At 60.2% G+C, this 15,494-nt stretch carries 12 protein-coding genes; 2 read left to right on the plus strand and 10 right to left on the minus strand.

The window, feature by feature from the left end; all coding sequences use genetic code 11:
• Both ccoO and ccoN read right to left on the minus strand, forming a co-directional pair.
• Entirely contained in the window at window positions 1-609 is a 609-nt protein-coding gene (gene ccoO, locus ACSSVH_RS07715) for a cytochrome-c oxidase, cbb3-type subunit II (RefSeq protein ID WP_029300055.1), read from the minus strand.
• A 10-nt stretch (window positions 610-619) separates the two neighbouring features.
• Window positions 620-2,044, minus strand: coding sequence for a cytochrome-c oxidase, cbb3-type subunit I (gene ccoN, locus ACSSVH_RS07720; protein WP_169954201.1), 1,425 nt, complete (start codon window positions 2,042-2,044; stop codon window positions 620-622).
• Window positions 2,045-2,123: 79 nt separating this feature from the next.
• Between ccoN and ACSSVH_RS07725 the strand changes: the two genes are divergently transcribed.
• The gene (locus tag ACSSVH_RS07725; protein ID WP_492634305.1) at window positions 2,124-2,816 is read left to right on the plus strand and encodes an alpha/beta family hydrolase; all 693 of its coding nucleotides are present in this window, start codon (window positions 2,124-2,126) and stop codon (window positions 2,814-2,816) included.
• A gap of 85 nt (window positions 2,817-2,901) precedes the next feature.
• Here ACSSVH_RS07725 and ACSSVH_RS07730 read toward each other — a convergent pair whose 3' ends face one another.
• The 8 genes from ACSSVH_RS07730 to ACSSVH_RS07765 all read right to left on the minus strand — a co-directional run bounded on the left by ACSSVH_RS07730 (window position 2,902) and on the right by ACSSVH_RS07765 (window position 14,802).
• Window positions 2,902-4,467 carry a methyl-accepting chemotaxis protein gene (locus ACSSVH_RS07730; RefSeq protein WP_492634306.1) on the minus strand — a complete coding sequence of 522 codons (1,566 nt, stop codon included), beginning with the start codon at window positions 4,465-4,467 and terminating at the stop codon, window positions 2,902-2,904.
• An 84-nt stretch (window positions 4,468-4,551) separates the two neighbouring features.
• Entirely contained in the window at window positions 4,552-5,724 is a 1,173-nt protein-coding gene (locus ACSSVH_RS07735; protein ID WP_492634307.1) for a glycosyltransferase family 4 protein, read from the minus strand.
• Entirely contained in the window at window positions 5,721-6,929 is a 1,209-nt protein-coding gene (locus tag ACSSVH_RS07740) for a glycosyltransferase family 4 protein (RefSeq protein ID WP_346266494.1), read from the minus strand. The genes ACSSVH_RS07735 and ACSSVH_RS07740 overlap by 4 nt, the downstream gene beginning before the upstream one ends.
• Window positions 6,930-6,960: 31 nt before the next feature.
• Window positions 6,961-7,773, minus strand: coding sequence for a hypothetical protein (locus tag ACSSVH_RS07745; RefSeq protein WP_432755226.1), 813 nt, complete (start codon window positions 7,771-7,773; stop codon window positions 6,961-6,963).
• Window positions 7,697-11,377: a glycosyltransferase family protein gene (locus ACSSVH_RS07750; RefSeq protein WP_492634308.1), complete on the minus strand. Its 3,681-nt coding sequence runs from the start codon at window positions 11,375-11,377 to the stop codon at window positions 7,697-7,699. Before ACSSVH_RS07750 ends, ACSSVH_RS07745 begins: the two co-directional genes overlap by 77 nt.
• A 12-nt stretch (window positions 11,378-11,389) precedes the next feature.
• Window positions 11,390-12,652, minus strand: coding sequence for a UDP-N-acetyl-D-mannosamine dehydrogenase (wecC, locus tag ACSSVH_RS07755; protein ID WP_492634309.1), 1,263 nt, complete (start codon window positions 12,650-12,652; stop codon window positions 11,390-11,392).
• The gene (gene wecB, locus ACSSVH_RS07760; RefSeq protein WP_492634310.1) at window positions 12,649-13,788 is read right to left on the minus strand and encodes a non-hydrolyzing UDP-N-acetylglucosamine 2-epimerase; all 1,140 of its coding nucleotides are present in this window, start codon (window positions 13,786-13,788) and stop codon (window positions 12,649-12,651) included. Before wecB ends, wecC begins: the two co-directional genes overlap by 4 nt.
• 219 nt (window positions 13,789-14,007) lie before the next feature.
• Entirely contained in the window at window positions 14,008-14,802 is a 795-nt protein-coding gene (locus ACSSVH_RS07765) for a CPBP family intramembrane glutamic endopeptidase (protein WP_492634311.1), read from the minus strand.
• A gap of 258 nt (window positions 14,803-15,060) precedes the next feature.
• Here ACSSVH_RS07765 and ACSSVH_RS07770 point away from each other — a divergent pair, with 258 nt between their 5' ends.
• On the plus strand, window positions 15,061-15,468 hold the full coding sequence (locus ACSSVH_RS07770) for an ester cyclase (protein WP_492634312.1): 408 nt from the start codon (window positions 15,061-15,063) through the stop codon (window positions 15,466-15,468).
• The last annotated feature ends 26 nt before the right edge of the window (window positions 15,469-15,494 follow it).

The raw sequence follows: 15,494 nt of genomic DNA on the forward strand, positions 1-15,494 counted from the left end.
TCACCTCTTACTCTTGATTGCAGTGCCGAGCACTTGCAGGTAGGAGACCAGGGCGTCCATTTCGGTCTTGCCCTTGAGGCTGTCCACGGCCGCGGTGATGTCTGCGTCGGTGTACGGCACGCCGAGGGTGCGCATGACCTTGAGCTTGGTTTCGGTGTGGCTGCTGTCGACCTGGGCGGTGACCAGCCAAGGGTAGGCCGGCATCTTCGACTCAGGCACAACGTTGCGCGGGTTGTACAAGTGCGCGCGGTGCCAGTCGTCGGAGTAGCGCGCGCCAACGCGGGCCAGGTCCGGACCGGTACGCTTGGAACCCCACAGGAACGGGTGATCCCACACGCTTTCGCCGGCGACCGAGTAGTGGCCGTAGCGTTCGGTCTCGGCGCGGAACGGCCGGATCATCTGCGAGTGACACTGTACGCAGCCTTCGCGGATGTAGATGTCACGGCCTTCCAGTTGCAGCGCGGTGTAGGGCTTCATGCCTTCGACCGGCTTGTTGGTGACGTCCTGGAAGAACAGCGGGACGATCTGCGTCAGGCCGCCGATACTCACGGCAAGCACCATCAGCAGCATCAATAGGCCGACGTTCTTTTCAATCGTTTCGTGTTTCATCATCGACTCCTCAGGCCATCTGCGCCGCAGCGGCCACTTCGGCAGGTTGTGCCGAACGCACGGTGCGCCAAGTGTTGTAAGCCATCAGGAACATGCCGCTGAGGAAGATCGCACCGCCCACCAACCGCACGATGAAGCCTGGGTGGCTGGCCACCAGGGTTTCGACGAAGGAGTAGGTCAGGGTGCCGTCTTCGTTGACCGCACGCCACATCAGGCCCTGGGCAATGCCGTTGACCCACATCGAAGCGATGTAGAGCACGGTGCCGATGGTGGCCAGCCAGAAGTGCGCGTTGATCAGGCCGAGGCTGTACATCTGCTCGCGACCGAAGATTTTCGGGATCATGTGGTACAGCGCGCCGATGGAGATCATCGCTACCCAACCGAGGGCGCCGGCGTGTACGTGGCCGATGGTCCAGTCGGTGTAGTGGGACAGGGCGTTGACCGTCTTGATGGCCATCATCGGCCCTTCGAAGGTCGACATGCCGTAGAACGCCAGCGATACAACGAGGAAGCGCAGGATCGGGTCGCTGCGCAGCTTATGCCAGGCGCCCGAGAGGGTCATCATGCCGTTGATCATGCCGCCCCAGCTTGGCGCCAGCAGAACCAGTGACATCACCATGCCCAGGGACTGTGCCCAGTCCGGCAGCGCGGTGTAGTGCAGGTGGTGAGGGCCGGCCCAGATGTACAGGGTGATCAGTGCCCAGAAGTGCACGATGGACAAGCGATAGGAGTAAACCGGACGCTCGGCCTGCTTGGGCACGAAGTAGTACATCATCCCCAAAAAGCCCGCAGTGAGGAAGAAACCTACGGCGTTGTGGCCATACCACCACTGCACCATGGCATCCGTCGCACCGCCGTACAGCGAGTAGGACTTGGTCAGGCTGACCGGGATTTCCAGGTTGTTGACGATATGCAGGATCGCCACGGTGATGATGAACGCACCGAAGAACCAGTTACCGACATAGATGTGCTTGGTGTTGCGCTTGGCCACGGTGCCGAAGAACACGATGGCGTAGGCGACCCAGACGATGGTGATCAGGATGTCGATCGGCCATTCCAGCTCGGCGTATTCCTTGGAACTGGTGTAGCCCAGTGGCAAGCTGATTGCTGCCAGCAGGATCACCAACTGCCAGCCCCAGAAGCAGAACGCGGCGACTTTCGGCGCGAACAGCTGGGTCTGGCAGGTGCGTTGCACCGCGTAGAAGGAGCTGGCAAACAGCGCGCAGCCCCCAAACGCGAAAATCACCGCGTTGGTGTGCAGTGGGCGCAATCGACCGAAACTGGTCCAAGGCAGATTGAAGTTGAGTTCGGGCCATACCAACTGGGCGGCGAGAAAAACCCCGAGCCCCATGCCGACGATGCCCCACACCACCGTCATAATGGCGAATTGGCGGACCACCTTGTAGTTATAGGCGGTACTTAAAGTAGTGTTCATGGTTCCCCATCCACGGTTCAACCCAAGCAGATGCGGCACTTGGGCTGGAGTTATAGGCAGACTAAAAAGCGAGGCAAGCATGGGCAAAGAGCACAAGGCCAGTATTGACGGGGATCAATGGGCGCAGTGTGTGCGTGAACATGGGTGGTTGTGGAATGCGGCCACGAGCGTTGACGCGGGCCAATCACCGACGCTGATCCTGGCTCACGGTGCCGGCGCGCCGATGGACTCGGGCTTTATGGACGACATGGCTGTACGCCTTGCCGGGCATGGCGTGAACGTGTTGCGCTTCGAGTTTCCCTACATGGCCCAGCGCCGTGTGGATGGCGGCAAACGCCCGCCGAACCCGGCGCCAAAACTGCTGGAATGCTGGCGCGAGGTATATGCCCAGGTGCGACGTCATGTCGCTGGGCCTTTGGCGATTGGCGGCAAGTCCATGGGCGGGCGAATGGCCAGCTTGGTGGCCGATGAATTGGCGGCAGATGCGCTGGTGTGCCTGGGGTATCCGTTCTATGCGGTGGGCAAGCCAGAGAAGCCACGGGTCGAGCATCTGGCAGGGCTGAAGACCCCGACCTTGATTGTGCAGGGCGAACGCGATGCGCTGGGCAATCGGGCGGCGGTGGAGGGGTATGTATTGTCGCCGAGCATCGAGGTGATGTGGCTGGTGGCGGGGGATCACGATTTGAAGCCGTTGAAGGCTTCGGGGTTTACCCATGAGCAGCATCTGGAAGCTGCGGCGGGGAAGGTGGCTGGTTTTCTCGGCACCCGTTAGGGCCTCATCGCAGGCAAGCCAGCTCCCACATTTTGAATGTATTCACAGATCAAAATGTGGGAGCTGGCTTGCCTGCGATAGCGATCTAGCGGTTAAACCGCTCCACCAGCGAATATTGCGTATTGGCCGTATGGGTCAGCTCTTCACTCAACTGCGCCGAATTCAACGCCTGCTCCGAAGTCTGGTCCGCCAGCAGCGCAATGGTGCTGATATTGCGGCTGATCTCTTCGGCGACCGAGCTTTGCTCCTCGGTCGCGGCGGCGATCTGGGTGGTCATGTCGGTAATGTGCGCCACCGCCTCGCTGATCCCCACCAGCGCCGCGTCCGCTTCCATCACCCGCGCCACGCCTTCTTCGGCCTGGCGATGCCCGGCATCCATGGTCTGCACGGCGGTGCTGGCGGTCTGTTGCAACTTGGCGATCAGGGCATGGATCTGCCCGGTGGATTCGCTGGTACGTTGCGCCAGTTGCCGCACTTCATCGGCCACCACCGCAAACCCGCGGCCCATTTCACCGGCGCGCGCCGCTTCGATGGCGGCGTTCAGGGCCAGCAGGTTGGTCTGGTCGGCAATGCCCTTGATCACATCCACCACGCCGCCGATCTCGTCGCTGTCCTTGGCCAGTTGGGTCACGGTCACGCCGGTTTCCCCAACCACCACTGACAGGCGCTGGATGGCTTCGCGGGTTTCGCCCGCGATATCACGCCCGCGCCCAGTCAGGCGATTGGCCTCCTGGGTGGCGTCAGCCGTACGTTGTACATGGCTGGCGACTTCCTGGGTGGTGGCGGCCATCTGGTTGACGGCGGTGGCTACCTGCTCGGTCTCCACGCGCTGGCGTTCCAGGCCGGTCGAGCTGTTGTGGGCCAGGGTGTTGGACTGACGCGCCTGGTCGTTGAGGTGTTCGGCGGTGTCCTGCAAGCGGGTCAGGCAGGTCTTCAGGCGGGCTTCCTGGCTGAGGATCGACATCTCCAGGCGTGCTTGCGCGCCACGGCTGTCGGTGTACATCTGCGCGATCAGCGGGTCGGAGGTGGTCTGTTCGGCCAGGCGCAACAGGCGCTTGAGACCGCGCTGCTGCCAGCTCAGGCCGAGCAGGCCCAGCGGCACCGACAGTGCGGCGGCCAGGGCAAAACCCCAGTGGGAGTTGAACCAGATGCCGATCAGGAAGCTCAACTGGCTGACCAGGATAAACGGCAGCCAGTCCTGCAACACCGGCAGCCATTTGTCACTGCGCGGGATGGCCGACTTGCCCTGATTGATCCGCTGGTACAGCGCTTCGGCACGGCGGATCTGCTCGGCGGTCGGCTTGACCCGTACCGACTCGTAGCCGATCACCTGTTCGCCGTCGAACACCGGGGTCACATAGGCGTTGACCCAGTAGTGATCGCCGGCCTTGCAGCGGTTCTTGACGATGCCCATCCATGGCAAGCCTTGTTTGAGCGTCGCCCACATATGCGCGAACACCGCGGCCGGCACATCCGGGTGACGTACCAGGTTGTGCGGGGCGCGCATCAGTTCATCCCGGGAAAACCCACTGATTTCGACGAACGCGTCGTTGCAGTAAGTGATCACGCCTTTGGCATCGGTCGTGGAGATCAACCGTTGTTGAGCGGGGAAGGTACGTTCGCGCTGGGTAACGGGTTGGTTATTACGCATGATTGATCAATCCGCAAGGCTTTGACAGGTTGTCGGCCCCGACGGGCTTTTATTTAACTTATTTTTGCAATAATCGGCGGGCGCTTAACGGGTGCTCAGGATGTCGATCGCCATGTGTTGCTGGATGGTCGTGCGCGCGTAATCGCGAATGAATGCCGAACGGTCGGTGGGTTCGAGCCTGAGTCGAGCCAGGGCGGCGATGGCGGACTCCAGGTCTGCGGGGGCAAACACTGCGGTGTTGGCGATATGGGTGGTGGCGAAGTGTTTTGAGTAACCATCCAGGCCCGCCAGGATCGGCTTGCCGGTGGCGGCGTACTCGAACAATTTTGAGGGTATGACTTTGAGGAATGCCTTGAACGTGTTCAGGTGCAAAAACAGCACATCGGCCTGGCGATAGTGATTGATGAGCTGGGCGCGGGGCATGGGGGCAATCAGCTCGACATTGGTGATGTGCAGGCGTTGCAGCTCATCGCGCAACTTGTGCAGTGTGCCGCCATGGCCAATCACATAAAAGCTGGCACGGTCGGCCAACCGTTGCGCCAGTTGCGGGATGATTTTCTCCAGGCCCTGGCCGGCGCCGATGTTGCCGGCATACACGATTTTCAATCGGCCGGCAGGTGCGCAGGGTATGCCTTGGGAGAGCGCTGACTGGAAAAACAGATCGTCAATGCCATTGGTAAAGGTGGCAAACCTCTTGTGCGGATAGCGCGCGACGAAGTAACCGAGAAACCCCGGTGACACCAGGTTGATCCGCGAGGCCTGGTTGATCGTCAGTCGCTCGACCACGGCAAACAGCCGGGCGAGGATGTTGCCGCGCAGGCCAGGGAAAAGCTCGGGCAGCACATCGACGAAAATATCGCGGATATCCAGATAGAGCGGGGTCTTGCGTGCCCGGGCAATAGAGGCCGCCAGCGCGGCGGTCATCAGCCGCGAGGAGGAGGCAAGGATCAAGTCGTACTCCTTGCCTTTTATCGCTTTGCGTACGCCATGGGCATAGGCCGCAAACCCCCTTGCCTGATCGCGGAAGTTGTTGGGGGCCCTGGGCAGGGCTATGCGCGTAATACAAAGCCCCGGTCGTTGTGGGCCATCGCTGCCTGCCACGTAAGAGGCGGCATAGCGGTTGGGACAAGTGGTGAGCAAGTCGATCTGCACCTCGCCGCCAGGGCGTGCGAGCAGGGCCTCGACCATCGCTTCGACCCGAAATGCTGCCAGGTCAGGTGGGTAGTAATAGCTCAACAACAGGATACGCATCGTCATGGATGCACCTGGCCCATGCCCGTCAACCGGTAGTACAGCGTCACCAGCTCTGGCTCCTGCTGTTCCCAGTTCAGGTACCTGGCGGCAATTCGTGTGTTGCCGGCATACCTGCGGCGTAGCACCGGGTCATCCAGCAAATGCCTGAGAGCCGCGCGCAATTGCAGGTCGTCACCGGCCGGCACCAGCAACCCGATGTCATGGGCTTTGACAATCCGGCGAATCTCCGGGAAGTCCGTGGCTATTACCGGCAGCCCGGCGATCACGTACTCGAACAGCTTGTTGGAGTCGGTGGTGAAGTGGTTCAGGCAGGTGTGTTCGATGGGTTGCACGCCAATATCGGCTGATGCGGTGTAGCTGGGCAGATCCGCCAGGGGCACCACGGGGATAAAATGCACGCGCTCGGCCAGGCCCAGTTCATCGCGCAATGCCAGCAGCGGCCCGCACAGATTTCCGCCCCCAATCAACACGAAATAGGCATCCCGTACGCTTGCCGCTACCCGCAGCAGGCGCTCCAGCCCGCGTCCCTGCTGCAATCCGCCCTGATAGACGATGATCGGCCAGGGCTGCACCAGCCCCAGTTCATGGCGGATCCGTTGTGTTGGCGGGCTGCTGCTCAACCGTGGCCGATTCTGCAGCACCAGCGGGCGGGCAATGGCGTAAGCGCGGGCAAAGAACTTCGCCCGCGTCTCGGTGGTGGTGATGTTGCCGTCAGTCCTGGGCATCAGCGTGCGCTCGACCCGCGCCACCCACTGGCGATAGCGCCCGTAACCTTCGCGGCTGGTGCTGATTTCGTGGGCGTCATACACCAGCTTGGCCCCGCTGAGCCGGGCGGCGAGCCAGGCGCTGGGCAGGGTATTGACGTCATGGGCGTGGATCACCGTTGCGCGATGCCAGGCGATACGGGTCACCAGGCCGATATGTGTCCATACCCGCGCAAGTACGCGCAGCACTGACATTGGCTTGCCAGTCGCCGACGCGCCCCTCGATTGTTGCGCCTTGGCGCTGCGCCACCGCCATAACGGACGCCGCGCGACTCGTATCACCTGAGTGCCATCCGCGAGGGTTTCTTTTTGGCAGGTTATACCTGGGGTATGCAGGGCAAACACCGTGACTTGATAGCCCGCCGACTGAAGTGTCTGGGCCTGTTTCAACACGCGGGCGTCGTTGCGAAATTCGTTCCATACGAGCATGGCAATACGAGTCACGGGAACCCACTCCTGTTCGGCACGTTGGCAATCAATAGGCGAAGAACAGCGCATTGATTTTCTGTTGATGGTTTTTCAGGTAGATAGCGTCCTCAATCATCGACTTGAGCCGGGCAAGGCTTTGCCGGACCAGAATCAATGAAATGAGCGCGATAGAGATGGGGGCAGGTGTCATGTACAGAAAGTCCATGACCATGAAGGCAAACGTCCCCAGGAACCCCAGGGACGAAAGTGCATTGAGCAACGCATGATGATGGCGCTGCACAATTGAACGTATGCGGTGTTTACGGTTGTATAAAACGATGATCAGTGTCGTGACCCCCGCAATATAGGCCAGGGCAATGGTCAGCAGCGCCGGGTAGATGTAAAGCAATAGGCTCAGGGCAATGGTCACAAAACTGGCCGCAGACAAGCCCCGAGTGAACCTGGAGAACGCCAGTACTGCCAGAGGTCGCTGGTTACCCAGACTGTTGGACTTCTGGTTGTGGTTCATTAGTTGGTAGGCGCCCGTTCTTGAATAACGTGACGCGATAACTTCCGACAGCAAATAGAGGCCATAAAACACAGCGGTCAATAAACTGAGGCCAATAATCAGCCAGGGTTTGCTGAACGACTTGAATGCCTGCGGCAAATATTCGGGAATTGCCTCGGAGCCCAGCAGGATGAGGATTTTCAGCGGTAACAGAAACGTTACGATCAATAGGCCTTGCGCACAAAAATGTGCGGTATGGGCGGTGAAAGTTGCTGTCGGAGTGACTCGTATGAATTTACGAGCCAATGACATGCACCAGCCGAGTGTCGATAGCAGGATTATCTGGAGTGTCGACTCTTTCTCGATGGTCATTTGTGTCTCGTATGAGGTTGAGTTCAGCTTTTGAAATCTGCAGCGTGTCGCTTTGCATGACCACGCGTTGTCTGGCGCTCAGGGATTTTTCCTGGAAAGTGCAGGGGTGCAGGAACAGGGTTTCAATGGCTTCGCTCAGCTCGATGAAACTTTCCGGGGCCGCTAGAAAACCACTGTTGTCATCGACAAACTCCGGTATTGCCCCGACTCGATTGGTGATCGGTACCAGGCCCGAGGCCATTGCTTCATCACGAGAGACACCTTGGGTATCCATGCGGCTGGGGCACAGGAATACCCCATAGTGTTTGTGCAGTTCGGCGATTTCGGACTGTTTCAAGTAGCCCCTTTCAATCTGTACGTTGGGGTATTGGCGCAGGGGCGCCAATGTCTCCTCGAATAACGGCCCATCCCCGATCAGGCGAAACTGCAGTTCACTGAACCAGGGCTTTTGCGCCAGCAACTGGATGGCCTTGACGCTCAGGTCATTGGCATAGGTGCGCGATGCATAAGGGCGGATCGAGAGGATTTTCTTGCGCTGTTCCGGCGGTTTTTCCTGATAGGAAAACAACTGGGTATTGATCGGGTTGTGAATGATCCGGTACTGGTTTTTTGGCAGGCGAAAGCCCAGGTCTTCCATGACCTCTTCGGCAAAGTGATGCGATACGAACACCAACTGCAAATTGGCCGGCATGGGGTTTAGCAGCTTGCGCCAGAAGCCCATGCGCCGCTCGCTTTCGAGCTTGCCCAGTTGCCGTTGCGCATCGCTGCCATAGTTGTGCGCCCGACGCCACCATGGCTGGATTTCGGAACCGTGCACCCAGACGATGGTGGGGATGGCGTGCAGGCGCAGGACTTCCCACATCTGCGGGTCCAGAAAATGCACCAGCACCGATTGATAACACCTTGACCCAAGCATGTTGGCCAGGGCTGCCTGGGAGCCAGTGATGACATCGACGTTTTCAAATTCTTGATAGCTGACCGGCTCATTTGCGCGCAGGCGAAACACATCCACCGGCAAGCCTTGTGCTTGATAGGCGCTCACACGGGTGTGCAAAAAGCCGTTGCGGTACAGATCGTCATAGGCCGGGTAGTGGTTGGTCAGCAGTAGGTGCCCGGCCTTGGCGAGCAGTGTGGATGGCTGGATATCACGATGGCCGAGGACCAGTTCCTTAATCGTGGAACTGCCGCTTGCGTAAGCACGGATTCCCAGGCGCACGTAGGCGGTTTCGGGAGGGACCTCGCAGCTCTGGTTGCGATTGGCCGTTTGCAGCAGATGGCTGATGCGTTGTTTCTGTGCATCCAGGAACAGGACGACCAACTGAATGTTCAAGCCTGGGGTGGCGTCGAGGAACAGTTGCAGAGGCGCGTCGGTTGCCAGTTGGGCCACGGGCAGTTCCTGCCTGGCGTAATGGTACTCGTGCCTACCGTCCGCCAGGGATGAGGAGATATGCCAGGTATCGGCATCGACCTTGGTTTGCAGGAACTTGCTGGCGATAGGGGCAAACAGTTTCGCCAGGGCTGCACCACTGATGTACGGCGTACTGGCGCTCGCTTGCAGCGGGGGAATGGTTTCGGCGTGCCGTTGCAGGGTGGCGAGGCTCACACCGCTATCCACCGCAAGATCATCCACCATGGCGCTGACCTGCTGCGGGTGGGTGCCCGCCGCGTTTTTGCAGTAGTTGAAGACGTCGCTCGCCAGGGCCTTCGGGTTGCGGTACTCAAGGGAGGGCAGGGCGTGGAGCCAGTCGCCAACCGTTTGGCTGGCCAGCAATGAGGGCTTGATCAGCGCGCAACGGGCGGCGATGGCGCTGGCGCAGCGGTAGTCCTGCCCGGCATTGTGCAGGTGGATGCCATGCTCATCGGCTACGTAGTGCGCCGCCTTGCCGATCACGTTGGCCTGGCTGTAGCGCGTGGCCAGGGCCAGGTCGAGCAGGTAGTGGGGGCCGTAGTAGTCCTGCGCGACCATCGCGCCAACCCAGGCGGCGCCGTTGGCCAGTTCAGCCACGGTAACGGCGTTCAATTGCGTGCGGCTGATCAGGTGTAATCGCGGGTCTGTTGCGGTTACGCCCGTGTTCACCACGACCTTCATGATGATATTGCTGTAGCGCTGGCGCTGCAGGTGCCGGGTCAGTGCCAGCAGCTCGGCATTGTTGAGCGCATTGGCGATGATGCAAATCTTGGGCAAGGGATCGTCTTGGGGCGTGCCGCTGACTTTGGCCATGACATAGCGCAAGCGATGGGCGTAGGTATGTTCCTGCATCACTTTGCGCAAGCCGGCCAGGCGCAGTCTGGCGCTATGTTGCGGGTTATCCGCCAGCGCCTTGAGCCGGTTGAGCATGTGCGCACTGTTGTCGGTGGTAATTACCAGATCACCCAGCAATACGCGCAGGCCGCGGGAAAAATTGCTGACAGTCAGGGTGTTGGAGCCCAGCAGCTCGAAGACGCGCCGCGCGAACATGGACTGGGATTGCTTGATCGAGTTGAGGTTGACCCCGTAGCGATAGCCTTTGTAGGCCAGGTCCATGTGTGCAGGGCTCAACGTGCCGACGATGTAGGATTGATATTCGGCGGGGAACTGATAGTTGGCGTCTTGTTTGCAGAAGTTGCGATCAAAGATCTCCAAGGGGCGCAAGCGTGGCAGTTCGCTGATGAGATTGACCAGGTCACGGGTCCGTTCGGGATAACGGACGTAGTAGGCACCGGCAAAGCAGAACCCGTCCTTGCGTTCATACAGCTCAATCGGGTTGTGCACCACGGGCTGGCAGGCAAAGGGCAGCAGGTAGACACGCTCGTGTCCCAATGCGCCTTTATAGCGCTGAATGCAGTCGATATCGGTGGTGAATACAAAGTCCAATTGCTTGGCCGTGTTGAGGAAGGTTTCGTAGTGCACGGGGTCTTCCTTGTTCCAGAACACCGTGGGCACGCCGTGCTCCTTGCACCACTGCAAGGTGCCCCGCAGTTCCTCGCAGTTGTGCCCCACTTTGTTGTGCCACAGGTCATCCTTGCCGCGCCAAGCCGACTCGATAAACAGAAGCTCGGGTTGGAACGCTTCAAGTTCTGTCAGGTAGTGGGCCGGGGTCAGTTGCAGCAACTGGCATTCGTGGCGGTAGGCATCGTAGGTAAACGGGTCCATCACGCAGGCCACTCTCAGTGGCTGGGCATTGCCCTGGGCGCCTGGCAACAGGTGGTCGTGGATGTAGTCGGCCTCTGTCAGCGGACGGGGCCGGGGTGTCGCTGTAACCGGTGCCGTGGCTGGCAGCGGCTGCCGTGGGTGCTCAGCGCTTGCTTGCTGGGTGATCGGACGGCTCCTGCGGGCCTGGCGGTACAGCCTGAACAAGATCGCTGGCAGGCGCAGCAATGCACCCAGCGAGCGGGTGCCGGCCTTCAATTGATAACCCAATTGATAGGTCAGGCTGGCGCGCGTCTTGATCAGCCGCTGTTCTGCCAGGTGGCGCTTGGCATTGGCACTGTGCAGGTTGTCGTTGAGCGTGGCGATCTGCTCACGGGCTTGGCTGAGGGCAGCCTGCAGCTGTTCGCTGGTAGCGCGTTGCTCCTCCAGGTCGTGGCGCACTTGCTTGTGTGCGGCGCGTTCCATCGCATTCATTATCGGTACCTCTCAGGCTGCCAGCACGCCGGCAGCATCAATCACCAGAAGGCCATCGCGCAGGGCGGGCATCGAGGCGAACTCGCGGTGCCTGACCAGCAACACATGAATCTGTGCGCGCTCGAGGGCGTCGGCGGTGTCGGTCAGCGAGTGCATGGCCATGTCGGCGGGCAGCGCCTCGATGTTGGGCTCCACCAGCAGCAGCTTGACCCCCAGTTCCTGGCCCAGTTGCCGGGCGATACTCAAGGCCGGGCTTTCACGCAAATCATCGATATCGGCCTTGAATGCCAGGCCATAGCAGGCAATGCGCACGCTGCCGGCCTGCAGGTCGGTACGCTTGAGCAGCAGGGATGCCAGCGCCAGCTTGACCTGCTGGATCACCCACTGCGGCTTATGCTCATTGACCTCCCGCGCCGTGCGGATCAAACGCGCCAGATCCGGGCTCTTGCTGACGATGAACCACGGGTCGACGGCAATGCAGTGCCCGCCCACACCCGGCCCTGGCTGGAGGATGTTCACCCGCGGGTGATGGTTGGCCAGGCGAATCAGCTCCCAGGGGTTGATCTTCAACTGTGCGCAGATCATTGAAAGCTCATTGGCAAAGGCGATATTGACGTCGCGAAAGCTGTTTTCCGTGAGCTTGCACATCTCTGCCGTGCGTGCGTCGGTCTCGATGCATTGGCCTTTGACGAATGTCCGGTACAACTGGGTGGCGGCCGCCGAGCACGCCGGCGTCAGGCCGCCGATGATCCGGTCATTGCTCACCAGCTCGCGCAGTACATGGCCCGGCAACACACGCTCCGGGCAGTGGGCAACGCGGATATCACTGGCTTGGCCGTGGGTCGTCGGGAAGGTCAGGTCGGGTCGTGCCCGGGCGAGCCACTGGGCCATGCGCTCGGTGGTGCCCACTGGTGAGGTGGATTCGAGGACGACCAGGTCGTGTTTTTTCAGCACCGGAGCCAGGGCTTCGATAGCGGCCCGGATGTAGCTCAGGTCAGGTTCATGGTTGCCCGTGAACGGCGTGGGAACGGCGATCAGGAACGCCTCGGCAGGCTCCACCGTAGTGGTTGCCCGTAGGTAGCCTTGGGTGATCACCCCGTGGACCAGCAGCTCCAGCTCGGGCTCGACAATATGCACGGCTCCGCGATTGATGATGTCCACGGTGCGCTGGTTGATATCCACGCCGATCACCTGCTTTTTGCGCGAGGCAAAAATGGCCGCGGTGGGCAGGCCACTGTAGCCCAGGCCCATGACGCAAATCTTCTCGACATTCATGCAGCGGCCTCGCTTTTTTGCGGCAGGTCCAGCAACGCAGCCCGGATACGCACGCAAGCATTCCCGTCGCCATAAGGGTTATGGGCGATGCTCATTTGCCGATAGGCGGCCTCGTTCTCCAGCAACTGGTTAAGGTGGTGGGTGATGCAACTGACCTCGGTGCCGACCAGCCTGACGGTGCCTGCCGCCACAGCCTCGGGGCGCTCGGTGGTATCGCGCATCACCAGTACCGGCTTGCCCAGGGCGGGCGCTTCCTCCTGGATGCCGCCTGAGTCGGTGAGAATCAGGTAGGCGCGGGTCATCAGGTACACGAAGGGCAGGTAATCCTGCGGGGCGATCAGGTACACATTGTCGATCCCGGCCAACAGGCGTTTTACCGGCTTCTGCACATTGGGGTTCAGGTGCATCGGGTAAACAAAGGCCACCTCTGGAAAGCACCGGGCGCTGTCTGCCAGGGCCTGGCAGATACGCTCCAGGCCCTCGCCAAAGTTTTCCCGGCGATGCCCGGTTACCAGCACCATGCGTTGCCCCTTGGGCAGGAACGAAAACTGTCGATCAAGCCGGGCGCGCATCGGCATCAGCCTCTCTACCACGCTGAGCAGCGCATCAATCACGGTATTGCCCGTGACATGGATCCTGTCCGGGGCCACGCCTTCCTTGAGCAGGTTTTGCCGGGAGGTTTGCGTGGGGGCAAAGTGCAGCGTCGCCAGGCTGCCGGTCAGGCGTCGATTGCCTTCCTCCGGCCAGGGTGAATACAGGTCGTTGGTGCGCAGCCCGGCCTCGATGTGGGCAATCGGAATCTGCCGGTAATAGGCCGCCAGGCTGGCAGCGAAGGTGGTAGCGGTGTCGCCATGGACCAGGATCACATCCGGCTTGAAGTCATCCAGCACTGCCTGGAGCCCCTGGATGATGGCCGTGGTCACATCTGTCAGGTTTTGCCCGGCTTTCATGATGTTCAGGTCATAGTCCGGCACCAGTTCAAACAGCTCGAGAACTTGATCCAGCATCTCGCGGTGCTGCGCGGTGACGCAGACTCTCGAGTCGAAATGGGCATCGCTTGCCAGTTGGATCGCCAGCGGTGCCATTTTAATGGCCTCCGGGCGAGTGCCGAAGATGGACAGGGTCTTGAGAGGCATGGGCGTGGGTTCTTATTGGATGCCTGACACACAGGCGTGGGTTGCCTCATCGCAACCCCGGCAATTGAAACGCTGCTGGTTGGGTGAGTACGAAAGCTCCTAGGCATTCTGCCGAACGGGGGGAGGGGCGACCACTGACCGTCCGGCTAGGTTTTATCGAGCGCCGAACACACAAAAGCCGCCCGAAGGCGGCTTTTGTGTTCAGTGCAGAGGGACTGCTCAGCCCGCCAGCATCGGGTAGGTAAACAAGCCGAAATGCAGGAGGTTCAAGCCAAAGTGCGTGGCAATCGCTGCGCCCAGGCCGCCGAAGCGGTAGGCCAGGCCATACCCCGCGCCGGCGATACTGGCCAGCAGCACCCACTGCCAACCTGCGCCCACATGCACCAGGCCAAACAGCAGCGAAGCCAGTAGCAAGGCGAGGTTTTCGCCGTAGGGCAGTTGTTTGAAGCGCCGGCTCAGGCCGCCCTGGATGTAGCCGCGAAACAGTGCCTCCTCAACCAGGGTCACCAGCAACAGGTTGTTCAACACCCAGAGCCAGGCCTGGTCCGGCCATTTGGGGGCCCAACTGATGATGCCCAGCAGTACCGCACCGCCAAGGGCGGCGATGGTGGTCAGGGTCAAGGCCAGGGCCGTGGCGTAGATCGACAGGCGCAACGGGCGGCGAGCGACGATCCACGGGCAGGCGAGCAGCAGCCAGAAGCCGATCAGCGGCTTGTCCTGGTTCAGGTACATCGAGAAGGGCACGGCATCGGCCGTGAAGCGCTGTGGGTCGATGCCGCGACCGTTGTAGAAACCGGGCAGCCAGTGCATCGCCAGGCCCAGGGCCAATACGATGAACAGGCCATGGCCGAGGTAGCGGGCCCAGGGGATGTGTTGTTGGCGCACGGCATACCCGGCGCCCCCCAGTAAACCGACCGATACCAGCGCCACCAACCCCAGTTGTCCATAGGTCAGGGCCAGCGCATAGCCAATCGAAAGAAGCGCCAGGTACAGCCAGGGTAAAGCAGCAAACATGAGAAGTCCTTGTGACGGTCAAGCGGGCGCTCAGCATTAATCGGCGCCCAGGAATCAGCGGCCGATTATACGGAGCGCCATTGATCACTTAAATGAAAAAACCGCCATCTGGACATTGGTTGGATGGCGCGGCGGCAACTAAGCTTTTTTCACGCTTACGAACAGAGGGAGTATCTGCTCAGCAGGAGTTGAAGGTGTATCTGTCAGGCGGAGTATGCAGCGCAAGAGGCGTGTTCCCGACTTTCAGAGGCTTTTACAATGAATGATCATCAACTGATTAAAGAATGGGCCGACGCATGGTCCACTTCCTCCAAACTGCGATTTCTCGCGATCTTTGCAGATGATTGCATTTACGAGGATGTCGCGGCTGAAATGAAAATGAAGGGAAAACCCGAGTTAGGCGGGTTTTTCGACTTGATCAGGCAAGCCTTGCCGGACTTCAAGGTGTTCGAGGAAGTGATCAGCCTGGGAGAGGGCGGCGGCACTATTCAATGGCATATGACAGGCACGCACAAAGGGACGTTGTTTGATCGGGCTGCAACCCATAAAGAGATTTTGGTTCGCGGGGTGTGCGTGATTAAAACCGCCAATAGTAAAATCATCGAGTGCACGGATTACTACAATATGGCCACGTTGTTCAAACAACTGGGATTTAAAGACCAATAAACCTGTGCTGAACAAACAGCACACCC

The sequence above is a fragment of the Pseudomonas sp. HC1(2025) genome (genome assembly GCF_058742075.1).

Coding starts and splice junctions, on each gene's coding strand:
- ACSSVH_RS07735 (WP_492634307.1), bottom strand. CDS start 5,724: ATGACGATGCGTATCCTGTTGTTGAGCTATTACTACCCACCTGACCTG.
- ACSSVH_RS07765 (WP_492634311.1), bottom strand. CDS start 14,802: ATGTTTGCTGCTTTACCCTGGCTGTACCTGGCGCTTCTTTCGATTGGC.
- ccoN (WP_169954201.1), bottom strand. CDS start 2,044: ATGAACACTACTTTAAGTACCGCCTATAACTACAAGGTGGTCCGCCAA.
- ccoO (WP_029300055.1), bottom strand. CDS start 609: ATGAAACACGAAACGATTGAAAAGAACGTCGGCCTATTGATGCTGCTG.
- ACSSVH_RS07730 (WP_492634306.1), bottom strand. CDS start 4,467: ATGCGTAATAACCAACCCGTTACCCAGCGCGAACGTACCTTCCCCGCT.
- ACSSVH_RS07725 (WP_492634305.1), top strand. CDS start 2,124: ATGGGCAAAGAGCACAAGGCCAGTATTGACGGGGATCAATGGGCGCAG.
- wecC (WP_492634309.1), bottom strand. CDS start 12,652: ATGAATGTCGAGAAGATTTGCGTCATGGGCCTGGGCTACAGTGGCCTG.
- ACSSVH_RS07770 (WP_492634312.1), top strand. CDS start 15,061: ATGAATGATCATCAACTGATTAAAGAATGGGCCGACGCATGGTCCACT.
- ACSSVH_RS07745 (WP_432755226.1), bottom strand. CDS start 7,773: ATGACCATCGAGAAAGAGTCGACACTCCAGATAATCCTGCTATCGACA.
- ACSSVH_RS07750 (WP_492634308.1), bottom strand. CDS start 11,377: ATGAATGCGATGGAACGCGCCGCACACAAGCAAGTGCGCCACGACCTG.
- wecB (WP_492634310.1), bottom strand. CDS start 13,788: ATGCCTCTCAAGACCCTGTCCATCTTCGGCACTCGCCCGGAGGCCATT.